The organism is Streptomyces sp. NPDC043870, assembly GCF_056435785.1.
Genome location: NZ_JBWKDT010000003.1, coordinates 416,675 through 428,698 on the forward strand (window position 1 = coordinate 416,675; position 12,024 = coordinate 428,698).

Annotated in this window: 14 protein-coding genes; 8 read left to right on the forward strand and 6 right to left on the reverse strand. The window is 69.6% G+C overall.

Features of this window, described 5'->3' with window-relative positions; genetic code table 11:
- Positions 1-169: 169 nt before the first annotated feature.
- A complete protein-coding gene (locus tag AC0699_RS06435; protein WP_478656336.1) occupies positions 170-1,285 on the reverse strand; it encodes an S-adenosylmethionine:tRNA ribosyltransferase-isomerase in 1,116 nt (371 codons plus the stop codon).
- On the reverse strand, positions 1,282-1,977 hold the full coding sequence (locus AC0699_RS06440) for an SDR family NAD(P)-dependent oxidoreductase (RefSeq protein ID WP_478656338.1): 696 nt from the start codon (positions 1,975-1,977) through the stop codon (positions 1,282-1,284). The genes AC0699_RS06435 and AC0699_RS06440 overlap by 4 nt, the downstream gene beginning before the upstream one ends.
- A 170-nt stretch (positions 1,978-2,147) precedes the next feature.
- On the opposite strand from AC0699_RS06440, the gene AC0699_RS06445 reads away from it, so the two are divergent.
- From AC0699_RS06445 to AC0699_RS06455, 3 genes are all read left to right on the forward strand, one after another.
- Complete coding sequence (locus tag AC0699_RS06445; RefSeq protein ID WP_478656340.1) at positions 2,148-3,293, forward strand: GAF domain-containing sensor histidine kinase; 1,146 nt, start codon at positions 2,148-2,150, stop codon at positions 3,291-3,293.
- Complete coding sequence (locus AC0699_RS06450) at positions 3,286-3,948, forward strand: response regulator (protein WP_478656342.1); 663 nt, start codon at positions 3,286-3,288, stop codon at positions 3,946-3,948. The genes AC0699_RS06445 and AC0699_RS06450 overlap by 8 nt, the downstream gene beginning before the upstream one ends.
- 172 nt (positions 3,949-4,120) lie before the next feature.
- Positions 4,121-4,363 carry a chaplin gene (locus tag AC0699_RS06455; protein ID WP_478656345.1) on the forward strand — a complete coding sequence of 81 codons (243 nt, stop codon included), beginning with the start codon at positions 4,121-4,123 and terminating at the stop codon, positions 4,361-4,363.
- Between the two features lie 222 nt (positions 4,364-4,585).
- Here the strand turns inward: AC0699_RS06455 and AC0699_RS06460 are convergent, their stop codons facing one another.
- Complete coding sequence (locus AC0699_RS06460; RefSeq protein WP_478656348.1) at positions 4,586-5,383, reverse strand: hypothetical protein; 798 nt, start codon at positions 5,381-5,383, stop codon at positions 4,586-4,588.
- A gap of 133 nt (positions 5,384-5,516) precedes the next feature.
- Here AC0699_RS06460 and AC0699_RS06465 point away from each other — a divergent pair, with 133 nt between their 5' ends.
- The 4 genes from AC0699_RS06465 to AC0699_RS06480 all read left to right on the forward strand — a co-directional run bounded on the left by AC0699_RS06465 (position 5,517) and on the right by AC0699_RS06480 (position 8,748).
- Positions 5,517-6,308 (forward strand): ABC transporter ATP-binding protein, encoded by a 792-nt coding sequence (locus AC0699_RS06465; RefSeq protein ID WP_478656350.1) that lies wholly within the window; start codon positions 5,517-5,519, stop codon positions 6,306-6,308.
- Between the two features lie 85 nt (positions 6,309-6,393).
- Positions 6,394-6,822, forward strand: a complete 429-nt coding sequence (locus AC0699_RS06470) for an NfeD family protein (protein ID WP_478656352.1) — start codon at positions 6,394-6,396, stop codon at positions 6,820-6,822.
- 116 nt (positions 6,823-6,938) lie between these two features.
- The gene (locus tag AC0699_RS06475; RefSeq protein ID WP_469770121.1) at positions 6,939-7,892 is read left to right on the forward strand and encodes an SPFH domain-containing protein; all 954 of its coding nucleotides are present in this window, start codon (positions 6,939-6,941) and stop codon (positions 7,890-7,892) included.
- Positions 7,893-7,971: 79 nt separating this feature from the next.
- Positions 7,972-8,748, forward strand: coding sequence for a sulfite exporter TauE/SafE family protein (locus AC0699_RS06480; protein ID WP_478656355.1), 777 nt, complete (start codon positions 7,972-7,974; stop codon positions 8,746-8,748).
- Positions 8,749-8,863: 115 nt separating this feature from the next.
- Here AC0699_RS06480 and AC0699_RS06485 read toward each other — a convergent pair whose 3' ends face one another.
- The 3 genes from AC0699_RS06485 to AC0699_RS06495 all read right to left on the reverse strand — a co-directional run bounded on the left by AC0699_RS06485 (position 8,864) and on the right by AC0699_RS06495 (position 10,945).
- The gene (locus tag AC0699_RS06485; protein ID WP_478656357.1) at positions 8,864-9,394 is read right to left on the reverse strand and encodes an HNH endonuclease; all 531 of its coding nucleotides are present in this window, start codon (positions 9,392-9,394) and stop codon (positions 8,864-8,866) included.
- 172 nt (positions 9,395-9,566) lie between these two features.
- Positions 9,567-10,100: a YbhB/YbcL family Raf kinase inhibitor-like protein gene (locus tag AC0699_RS06490; RefSeq protein WP_478656359.1), complete on the reverse strand. Its 534-nt coding sequence runs from the start codon at positions 10,098-10,100 to the stop codon at positions 9,567-9,569.
- A gap of 62 nt (positions 10,101-10,162) precedes the next feature.
- Entirely contained in the window at positions 10,163-10,945 is a 783-nt protein-coding gene (locus AC0699_RS06495; RefSeq protein WP_478656362.1) for a sporulation protein, read from the reverse strand.
- A 74-nt stretch (positions 10,946-11,019) separates the two neighbouring features.
- On the opposite strand from AC0699_RS06495, the gene AC0699_RS06500 reads away from it, so the two are divergent.
- Positions 11,020-11,661 carry a DNA-3-methyladenine glycosylase gene (locus AC0699_RS06500; RefSeq protein WP_478656364.1) on the forward strand — a complete coding sequence of 214 codons (642 nt, stop codon included), beginning with the start codon at positions 11,020-11,022 and terminating at the stop codon, positions 11,659-11,661.
- Positions 11,662-12,024: the final 363 nt, after the last annotated feature.

The window sequence follows — 12,024 nt, forward strand, 5'->3', positions numbered from 1 at the left end:
ATGTGACGTACGACCTCGGGTAGTAGAGCCGTATGCCCCAAAATCGGACAAGTCACCCGTCCTGTGCTGCTCACATGTCCCTTATATATCCACTAGTGAGCTTCGTAAGTGACGTGGGTCCTATGCGCGGGCTCACATCAGGGGTGCGTCGGACTCACCATGTGTTGCTTCAGCAACCCGGTGAGTGACCGCACTCGTCAGGCAGGATGAGGTGGACGTCGCCGAACTCGTGCCAGAGGTAGAGACGCCGTAGTGCCTCGGCATAGCCGCCCGCCAGAGCCTCCCGCCCGGCGATCGCCGCCAGCATCAGCAGGTGCGAGGCCTCCGGCTCGTGGAAACCGGTCAGCAGACCGTCCACGGCCCGCACCCCACGCGCGGGAGTGATGACGACATCGGTCCAGCCGGATGCCGCCCGCACGACCCCGTCCGGACCGGTGGCCGATTCCAGCGCCCGGACCGCCGTCGTCCCGACCGCGACGATCCGTCCCGTCCTACGTCCGCCACCACCCTCCCCGGCAGGCACTCCGTGCCCATTGCTTCCCGCCCGGGCGGCGTTCACCAGCCACGCCGTGGTCGCGGGCACCGCGAAGCGCTCCGGGTACGGCGGTTCGTGCGCCTCCGCCGACGCCACGCCGGTGTGCAGCGTGATCGGAGCGAACTGAACCCCCCGGCGCACCAGCTCCGCGACCAGCCGCTCGGTGAAGGGGCGGCCCGCGCTCGGCATCTCCGCCGAGCCGGCCCCGTCGGCCGCGGGCAGCGCGAACACCGTCTGATACGCGGAGAGCGGCTGGTCCCGCTCGGTGTAGCGGTACCGGATGGGCCTGCCGTACCGCCTCAGCAGCGCCGGTACGTCGACGGACGACGTGGCCCACCAGAGCCGGGCGGCGCCGGGCACCAGAGGCTCCTCCGGAACGAGCAGCCCGCCCCCGGGCAGCCGTATCTGCGCCCCCGCCGGGCCCCCGGCTCGCGGCAGCGTGCTGCCCGCCCCGTCCGGCGAGCGCAGCTCCACCGCCCACCGGCCGTCGTCCCCGCGCGTCGAGAAGTGCACGACCAGCCGCTCCGCGCCGAGCCGCCCGTTCACGGCGGCCGCCAGCGTCGTGGACGTATTCACCACCAGCACATCACCGGCCCGCAGCAGCCCCGGCAGCTCCCGGAACGCGTGGTGCGACACCGCCGTCCCGCGCGACACCATCAGCCGTACGTCGTCCCGCCCGGCCCCGCGCTCCTCCGCCGGTACCCGCGCCGACAGCTCTTCCGGCACCCGCAGCGCCTCCAGCACGCTCATCGGGCCCCCACCAGCGCGGGCGCCGCATACCGCCCGCTGGCCGGTCGCTCGTCGAGCAGTCGCAGGAAGCCCGGAACCGCCGACTCCGGCTCCGGCCTCGGCTCGTCGTCGTCCGGGACGGCCGCCGCGTACAGATCCGTCTGCATATCGCCCGGGTCGACCGTCCAGACCCGTAGCTGTGGTTCCTCCACCGCGAGGACTGCCGCGAGGTGGTCGAGCGCAGCCTTCGACGCCCCGTACCCGCCCCATGTCTCGTACGCCTCCGCCGCCGCGTCCGACGAGACCGCGATCACCGCCCCGGACACACCGGCCCGCAGCAGCGCAAGCGCCTCCTGGACCAGCCCCAGCGCCGCCACCACATTGGTCTCCAGCGCCGCCCGCAACCCCTCCAGCGGCAGCTCCTCCAGCCGCACCAGCGGCTGCGCGCCCAGCGCGCTCGCATTGCTCACCAGCAGATCCAGCCCGCCCAGCTCCCGGGCGGCCGACACCAGATCCGTACGGTGCCGGGCGTCCGTGACATCCCCGGGCACCGCAACCACCCGCGTCCCGTACCGCTTCAGCTCGACCGCGGCCTCCTCCAGCACGGCCGCCGTCCTCGCGTCCAGCACCAGATCCCAGCCGCGCTGCGCGAGCGCGGCGCCCAGCGCACGCCCGAGACCCTTCGAAGCCCCCGTGATGATCGCGACAGGCATGACATCCATCCCCTCTGTTGCCGTTGCCCTCAGAGTGGATCCGGGCCGTCGCCCGCCGCCTCGTCCCCCGGCCCGGACCCACCAAGGCCCTTCGACCTACGTCCCGAGTCCTGACCGGCCGTCGTCCACAGGCCGATACGCACGGTCACACCCGCCGGTACGGTGATCCCATGAGCCATCGACCGAGTTCCGGCCTCGCCGCCGTGAGCACCGCTCTCCTCGCGATGAGCAGGCATCTCGAGATGCGCGACGTCCTCAAGACGATCGTCGCCTCGGCCCGCGAGCTGCTCGACGCCGAGTACGCGGCGCTGGGCGTGCCCGACGACCACGGCGGCTTCGCCCAGTTCGTCGTCGACGGCGTCAGCGACGAGCAGTGGCGGGCGATCGGCCCGCTGCCGCGCCAGCACGGCATCCTCGCCTCGATGCTCAGGGACGCGAAGCCCGAGCGCCTCGCGGACGTACGGAAGGACCCCCGCTTCGAGGGCTGGCCCTCCGCCCACCCCGACATGTCCGACTTCCTGGGACTGCCCATCAAGGACGGCGAGGAGACGATCGGCGCGCTGTTCCTCGCCAACAAGAGGTGCCCCAAGCCGGACGGGGGATGCGGCTTCACCGAGGACGACGAGCAGCTTCTGTCGATACTCGCCCAGCACGCCGCGATCGCCCTCACCAACGCCCGGCTGTACGAGCGCAGCCGCGAGCTGACCATCGCCGAGGAGCGCTCCCGGCTCGCCCACGAGCTGCACGACGCCGTCAGCCAGAAGCTGTTCTCGCTCCGGCTGACCGCCCAGGCCGCCGCCGCACTCGTGGACCGTGACCCGGTCCGCGCAAAGGGTGAGCTGCAGCAGGTCGCCACCCTCGCCGCCGAGGCCGCCGACGAGCTGCGGGCGGCGGTGGTCGAGCTGCGCCCCGCCGCCCTCGACGAGGACGGCCTGGTCAACACACTCCGTACGCACATACAGGTCCTCGACCGCGCCCACACCGCGCGGGTCACCTTCGACAGCTGCGGGGTGCGTGCGATACCCGCCGCCCAGGAGGAGGCTCTCCTGCGGGTCGCCCAGGAAGCCCTGCACAACGCGCTGCGGCACTCGGACGCGGAGCTGGTGGCCGTCACCCTGGCCCGTCGCGGCCAAGGCGTGGTCCTCAGCGTCAACGACGACGGCAAGGGCTTCGAGCCCACGACGGTCCGCAGGGCCGGCCGCCACCTCGGGCTCGTCTCGATGCGCGACCGGGCAAGCGGCGTCGGCGGCACACTCACGGTGGAATCGGCGCCCGGGAAGGGCACCACGATAGAGATGGAGGTGCCCGGTGGCTGACGCTGCGCCCAGTTCGAGGGCGAGGATCCGCGTGCTGCTGGTGGACGACCACCAGGTGGTCCGCCGGGGACTGCGCACGTTCCTGGAGGTGCAGGACGACATAGCGGTCGTGGGGGAGGCCGGGGACGGCGCCGAGGGCGTCGCCCGCGCCGAGGAACTCCGCCCCGACGTCATCCTCATGGACGTCAAGATGCCCGGCACCGACGGCATCGAGGCACTGCGCAAGCTCCGCGAACTCGACAACCCCGCCAAGGTGTTGGTGGTCACCAGCTTCACCGAGCAGCGCACGGTGGTCCCGGCCCTGCGCGCGGGCGCGTCCGGTTACGTGTACAAGGACGTGGACCCGGAAGCCCTCGCCGGCGCGATCCGCTCCGTGCACGCGGGCCATGTACTGCTCCAGCCCGAGGTGGCGGGCGCGCTGCTCGCCCAGGACGACCCCAACACCGGTCAGGGGAGGGGCACTTCCCTCACCGAGCGGGAGCGCGAGGTGCTCGGCCTCATCGCCGACGGCCGCTCCAACCGGGAGATCGCCCGCGCCCTGGTCCTCTCGGAGAAGACGGTGAAGACCCATGTGTCGAACATTCTGATGAAGCTCGACCTGGCGGACCGTACGCAGGCGGCGCTCTGGGCCGTACGGCACGGACTCACCAGCTGATCAGAACGTTTCAGCAGGTCAACCTGACGACCAACCGGACCGTCGTCTTCCGGTGTGAGATTCATACCGTCGTGTGTATGTCGCCCACACGGCGTATCCCGGTCGGCCCGCCGGCGTTCTCCATGGCGTGCTGCGGCGATCCCGCCGCAGCGATGACCAGGAGGATCCTGAAGTGAAGAACCTGAAGAAGGCCGTTGCCGTTTCCATGGTCGCCGGTGGCCTCATCGCCGCGGGTGCCGGTGTCGCGTCCGCCACCTCCGCGCACGCCGACGGCTACGCCGTCAACTCCCCGGGTGTCGGCTCCGGCAACCTGATTCAGGCCCCGGTCCACGTCCCGGTCAACGTCGTGGGCAACACCGTCAACGTCATCGGGGCGCTCAACCCGGCCTTCGGCAACGAGGGCATCAACTTCTGAACCACCCGCTGTCGGCTTCCGCAGCACCGCAGTGACCACCGGTCCCCAGGCTCCGCCCGGGGGCCGGTCGCATCATCCCCGCCGACCTGCCGACCTGCCGACCTGCCGACCTGCCGACCGACCCGCCGACCCACCGGCCGACCGCGTGGGGGCGCTGCGCCGGGCCCTGTCCGACGGACCCTCCCCGCGGCGCTCCCGACGGACCCGGCACGAGCGCTCCCGTCAGCCCTCCCTGCGGCGCTCCTGGTCCTCCACGTACGCGTTGTACGCGGCCACCTGAGCGCGCCGCGCCACCCGCTCCACAGGCCGCAGCGCCGCCCCCCGCGACGCCATCTCCGAGGCGCTCACCGCACCGCCGTGCCCGTTCTCGTACGCCAGCGAGATCAGCAGCCCGATCCGCTGCGCAAGCTCCAGCACCCGTACCGCGCGAGGCGGATATCCGGGTGCGAGCACCTCCTGGCCCGAACTCGCCTCCGCCCGCGCCCGGTATGCGTCCAACGCGGCCTCCGCGACCGGACCCGACGCCGCCACATCGAGCTTCGACAGGAGCGCCGTCGCCTCCCGCAGCCCCTCGGCGAGCTCCCGCTCGGCCTCCCCGAGCGAGGGCACGTCGGCAGGCGGAGCCTCCCGCACCGGCAGGCAGTGCCAGACGACCTCCACATGCACATCGCCGTCCGGGCCCGCCTCGTACACCTCCGGCACCAGACCCCACGCGGCGCCGTGGCAGACGACGGCCTCCTCCGCGTCCAGCGCCCGTGCGTTGAACGCCGGCGGACCGCTGAGCCCCAGCGGATGGCCCGGGGCGGGCAGCGCGACCCGGAAACCCCGCACCCCCAGTCCGCGCAGCCGCCCCAGCGCCAGCGTGAGCCCGACCGGCCCCGCCTCACCCGGCAACCCCTCCACACGGTGCACGGCGTCGTCCCCGACGATCGCCAGCACCGCGTCATCCGGTGATACAAACCCGGCCAATAGGGCATTTCCCCATGCGGCCAGCCGTCCTGAGCGTGGTTCCGAAAGCATGGACCCAGCCTAGGTACCGGACCGGGGGACCGGCACGCACGACCGGTGGCGTAGGTTTTCCCTTGGAGCCGCGCTCACAGGCGCACAGGGCCCTCGAGACCTCTCGACGATTGCATGGGGAGACAACGCGCTCATGAGCGATGTACTGGAGCTGGTGGACGTATCCGTGGTCCGCGACGGACGCGCTCTGGTGGACGACGTCTCCTGGTCGGTCAAGGAGGGCGAGCGCTGGGTGATCCTCGGCCCCAACGGCGCCGGCAAGACCACCCTCCTCAACATCGCCTCCAGCTACCTCTTCCCCACCAAGGGCACCGCCCGCGTCCTCGGTGACCAGCTCGGCAAGGTGGACGTCTTCGACCTCCGCCCCCGCATCGGTATGGCCGGCATCGCCATGGCCGAGAAGCTGCCCAAGCGCCAGACGGTCCTGCAGACCGTTCTCACGGCCGCGTACGGCATGACCGCCACCTGGCACGAGGACTACGACGCCGTCGACGAGGAGCGCGCCCGCGCCTTCCTCGACCGCCTCGGCATGTCGGAGTACCTGGACCGCAAGTTCGGCACTCTCTCCGAAGGCGAGCGCAAGCGCACGCTCATCGCCCGCGCGATGATGACCGACCCCGAACTGCTGCTCCTCGACGAGCCCGCCGCCGGCCTCGACCTCGGCGGCCGCGAGGACCTGGTGCGCCGCCTCGGCCGCCTCGCCCGTGACCCGTACGCCCCCTCCATGATCATGGTGACCCACCATGTCGAGGAGATCGCACCCGGCTTCACCCACGTCCTCATGATCCGCCAGGGCAAGGTGCTTGCCGCCGGCCCCATGGAGACCGAGCTCACCGCCCGCAACCTCTCCCGCTGCTTCGGCCTGCCGCTTGTCGTCGAGCGCAACGGCGAGCGCTGGACGGCCCAGGGACTCCCGCTCTCCTGACCGCGGTCCCCATCGCCGCCTCCTGCACCCTCCGCGGCTGATCGCGCCCTGTCCGCGGGACCGTTCGCGGTCCTACCATGCCCCTGTGGACATCGACGCGTGGGTGTGGTGGCTGATCGCGGCAGTGGGCCTGGGCATTCCTCTGGTACTCACCGCCATGCCCGAATTCGGCATGCTCTCCGCGGGAGCGGTCGCCGGAGCCGTCACAGCGGGTCTCGGCTTCGGCGTGGTCGCGCAGGTGGTGGTCTTCGCCGCGGTGTCGGTCGCACTCATCGCGGTCGTACGGCCCATCGCCCTGCGCCACAGTTCACAGCGCCCCCAACTGGCCACCGGCGTCGACGCGCTGAAAGGCCGTCAAGCGGTCGTCCTGGAACGGGTCGACAGCGGCGGCGGCCGTATCAAGCTGGCCGGAGAGATCTGGTCGGCCCGCGCACTCGACACCACACGGGCCTTCGAACCCGGCGAGCAGGTCGACGTGGTGGAGATCGACGGTGCGACCGCCGTAGTCATGTGACCGCGCCCGTCAGCCGATCGGGGTTGGTCATGTGACCGAACCGCTCACACGACCGGCCGTGGTCTGGGAAACTCGATCATCAGATTCATCCGGCAGCGAAGGGCACGGGAAGCACGATGCCGTCGATCATTATCGTTCTGGTCATCCTGGTGGTGCTGGTATTCATCGCCCTGATCAAGACGATCCAGGTCATCCCGCAGGCCAGTGCCGCCATCGTCGAGCGCTTCGGCCGCTACACCCGCACTCTCAACGCGGGGCTGAACATCGTGGTCCCGTTCATCGACTCGATCCGCAACCGGATCGACCTGCGTGAACAGGTCGTGCCGTTCCCGCCCCAGCCGGTGATCACCCAGGACAACCTCGTCGTCAACATCGACACCGTCATCTACTACCAGGTGACCGACGCCCGCGCCGCCACCTACGAAGTCGCCAGCTACATCCAGGCGATCGAGCAGCTCACCGTCACCACCCTCCGCAACATCATCGGAGGCATGGACCTGGAGCGCACCCTCACCTCCCGCGAGGAGATCAACGCGGCCCTGCGCGGCGTCCTCGACGAGGCCACCGGAAAATGGGGCATCCGCGTCAACCGCGTCGAGCTCAAGGCGATCGAGCCGCCCACCTCCATCCAGGACTCGATGGAGAAGCAGATGCGCGCCGACCGGGACAAGCGCGCCGCGATCCTCACCGCCGAAGGCATCCGCCAGTCGCAGATCCTGACCGCCGAGGGTGAGAAGCAGTCCGCGATCCTGCGCGCCGAAGGCGAGGCCAGGGCCGCCGCCCTGCGCGCCGAGGGCGAGGCCCAGGCCATCCGTACGGTCTTCGAGTCCATCCACGCCGGCGACCCCGACCAGAAGCTGCTCTCGTACCAGTACCTCCAGATGCTCCCGAAGATCGCCGAGGGCGACGCCAACAAGCTCTGGATCGTGCCCAGCGAGATCGGCGACGCGCTCAAGGGCCTCTCGGGAGCCATCGGCAGCTTCGGCGGCCCGCTGTCCGGCAACAGCGGCGGCAACATCCCGCAGCAGGGCGGCGGTACGGAGCGACGCGAGCAGCCCCCCATCGACTGATACGTACACACAGTCGTGCATGATCGGTGCGGCCCCTCGACCTTCATGGCGGGGAGGCGACACTCGATCATGTGAGGAGATGGCCTTGTCCATCTGGGAAGCACTCGCAGTCTTCGCTGCCGGCACGGCCGCCGGCACCATCAACACCATCGTCGGATCGGGAACGCTCATCACCTTCCCCGTCCTGCTGGCCACCGGCATGCCCCCGGTCACCGCGACGGTCTCCAACGGCCTCGGCCTGATACCCGGATCGATCAGCGGAGCCATCGGCTACCGCGCCGAACTCACCGGCCAGCGCAGCCGCGTCCTGCGCCTCGGCCTCGCGGCGCTCATCGGCGGCCTCAGCGGCGCGATGCTGCTGCTCCTGCTGCCCTCGACAGCCTTCGAGACCGTCGTCCCCGTCCTGGTCGCGCTCGCCCTCGTGCTCGTGATCCTGCAGCCCCGGATCACCCGGGCCGTCCAGCGCCGACGGGAGCGCAACGGCTCCGAAGCCCCCCACCCCGACGGCGGAATGCTCCTCTTCGCCGCCATCATGCTCGCCAGCGTCTACGGCGGCTACTTCACAGCCGCGCAGGGGATCATCTACCTCTCCCTCATGGGCATGCTGATCCAGGACAGTCTGCAGCGCCTCAACGCCGTCAAGAACGTCCTCGCCGCGATCGTCAACGGCGTCGCCGCGCTCTTCTTCCTCTTCGTCGCCGACTTCGACTGGACCGCTGTCCTGCTGATCGCGGTCGGCTCCGCCATCGGCGGCCAGATCGGCGCCAAGGTCGGCCGCAAGCTCTCACCCGTGGTGCTGCGGACCGTTGTCGTCGCCGTCGGCACCGTCGCCCTCGTCCAGCTCGTCCTGCGCTGACACAGCTGACACACACGGAAGCCCGCCTCCGCCAGGAGACGGGCTTCCGCATGCCCTACGTGCCTACATGTCCATGTACATACGCGCCGCGTAGGCCTCCGCTCCTACGCCGCTCCTACGCCGCGGACCGGGCGACGGGCTGCGGCGTGTGCTTCGCCAGCCACTCGGGCAGTGCCGACCGCTCACCCACCCGCAGCGCCAGCAGCATTGCGTCCGCCGGAGTCGGCACGAACGGCTCGTGCAGCAGCGGCATCCCCGCCTGCTCCGGCGTACGGTCCGCCTTGCGGTGATTGTCCTCGGCGCAGGACGCCACCGTGTTCAGCCAGCTGTCCGCACCACCCTGCGACCGCGGAACCACATGGTCCACGGTCGTCGCACGCCTCCCGCAGTAGGCGCACTGGTGCTGGTCACGCACCAGCACACCCCGTCTCGACCACGGCGCCTGTCTTCGAAACGGCACCCGTACGTATCTGCAGAGCCTGATCACCCGGGGCACCGGAAGCTCGACAGCGGCCGCGCGCACGCGGAGACCGGGGTGAGCCTGCTCGACGACGGCCTTGTCCTGCAGCACCAGCACCACCGCACGGTTGAGCGTCACCGTCGACAGCGGCTCGAAGCTCGCATTCAGTACCAGCGTGTCCCGCATTGTGCCCACCTCCCGTGTGCCGGCCCAGCCCTTGTGGCGGGCTCTGGGCTTGGATCAACTCTGGCCGGGCACGCCGCGATGGACAACGCAATATCCGCGCACAACGAAAGATGCCCGCTCCTGATCTCTCCAAGACCAGGAGCGGGCAAACAACAAACGAACCCTGGGAAAGCTACCCGCGGTTCTCGTACTCGCCGATCAGCTGGGCACGCGCGAGCGCATGGAACCGCAGATTGAAGCCCACGACCGCAGGCGACACATCGTCGCCGGGACCCAGCTTCTCGCTGTCCACCGCGTACACGGTGAACACATAGCGGTGCGGTCCGTCACCGGGCGGCGGTGCGGCACCGCCGAAGTCCTTCGACCCGTAGTCGTTGCGGACATGCACGGCGCCTTCCGGCAGCCCCTCGAACTTGCCGCTGCCCGCACCCGCCGACAGCTCGGTCACCGAGGCCGGGATGTCGAACAGCACCCAGTGCCAGAAACCGCTGCCCGTCGGCGCGTCCGGGTCGAAGCACGTCACCGCGAAGCTCTTCGTCTCCGCCGGGAAGCCCTCCCACCGCAGCGACGGCGAGGTGTTGCCCGCCGAGTAGACCTGGGCGTCCTTCAGGAAAGCTCCGGGCTCGATGTCGTCGCTCACCACCGTGAACGACGGCACCGGCGGATGGAAGTCATGAGGCAGCGGAGCCCTCTTCGCCTCGGTCACGTCTGAACCTCCGAAATCGGCAGTCCTGCGCTTGCGCGCCTACGGGCACCGAGCCTAGAGCCCTAGAGCCAGTTACGGCGGCCGCCGACATCCGCGAGCCACTGGTTGAGGTACGCGGCGTAGTCCGTCCCCTGGAAGTTGTGCAGATCGACCTTGAACGCACGGTACGAGTCGCTGCCCTCGCTGAACAGACCGGGCTTCTTGTCCATCTCCAGCACGACGTCCATCTCCCGGTCGTCGGCGACGAACGACAGCTCCACCTGGTTCAGCCCGCGGTACTGCTGCGGCGGGAAGAACTCGATCTCCTGGTAGAACGGCAGCTGCTGCCGCGTCCCGCGGATGTGACCGCGCTCCATGTCCGCGCTCTTGAAGCGGAAGCCCAGCTGGATGAACGCGTCGAGGATCGCCTGCTGAGCCGGCAGCGGGTGCACATTGATCGGGTCCAGGTCACCCGAGTCCACGGCGCGCGCGATCTCCAGCTCGGTCGTCACACCGATGTTCATGCCCCGCAGCTGCTGCCCGGCGATCGCCGTGACCGGCGTCTCCCACGGGATCTCCAGCCCGAACGGCACCACGTGCACCGCCCCGGCCTGCACCTCGAAGGCACCCCCGAGACGCTGCTTGGTGAACTCGATGTCCTGCTTGACCTCCTGGTCGCCGCCCTCCACCTCGACACGTGCCTGCAGACCGACGGACAGCCCCTCGATCTGCTGATTCACCGAGCCACCCTGGATGCGCACCTCGCCCTGGACGACCCCGCCCGGAACGACGTTCGCCTCGGTCAGTTCGGTCTCGACGGAGGCACCGCCGGCGCCCATGCTCGCGAGCAGTCGCTTGAAGCCCATGTTCACTCCTTATCGGTTCTGACCCCTACATACGCGCGACGACGGTAGTCGGTTCCCCGCTACCCTCGGACGCCATGATGGAGAGCCCCGACCGTACGCCGCTGCCCCGGGACTTCTTCGACCGCCCGGTCCTCGACGTCGCCCCCGACCTCCTCGGTCGCACGCTGGTACGTCTGGCGGACGACGGCCCCATCGAACTCCGGCTGACCGAAGTAGAGGCCTACGCGGGGGAGGCCGACCCGGGCTCGCACGCCTTCCGTGGCCGAACCGCCCGCAACGGAGTGATGTTCGGCCCGCCCGGTCATGCGTACGTCTACTTCACCTACGGCATGTGGCACTGCCTCAATCTGGTGTGCGGCCCCGAAGGCATGGCCAGCGGTGTCCTGCTGCGCGCGGGTGAGATCCGCGTGGGCAAGGAGCTCGCCTTCAAACGTAGGATTTCAGCCCGGAGTGACAAGGAACTGGCCAAAGGTCCGGCCCGCCTCGCCACGGCCCTCGACATCGACCGCACCCTCGACGGCGCCGACGTCTGCGCCGGCCCCGACGCCCCGCTGCGCATCCTCGCCGGTACGCCTCCCACTCCTGACCAGGTACGAAATGGACCCCGTACGGGAGTGGGCGGAGACGGAGCCGACCACCCCTGGCGCTACTGGATCACGGACGATCCCACGGTGAGTCCATATCGGGCTCACTCGCCACGCCGTAGGTCAACTTGACTCTGCCTAGTCAGACGCCTAACGTAGCCCGAGCCGCTTGAACAGGGACTGCTGTTCTACAGCCCCCGAGGCGGCCATCCACTACCTACGACAACCCCAACCGGGTGCGATTTCGGCATGCCGAAATTCAGTACTCGATCGGCTCGATTATGAGTCGCCCGGGAAATGGTCTAACGTAGTGAACACGCCGAAAGGCAAAAGGCTCTCCAACGGCCACCGGAAACGAAATCCGAACCGGAAACGGAACGGAAAAAGAATCTGGTAAGGTTGGAAACACCGAAGGGAAGCGCCCGGAGGAAAGCCCGAGAGGGTGAGTACGAAGGAAGCGTCCGTTCCTTGAGAACTCAACAGCGTGCCAAAAAT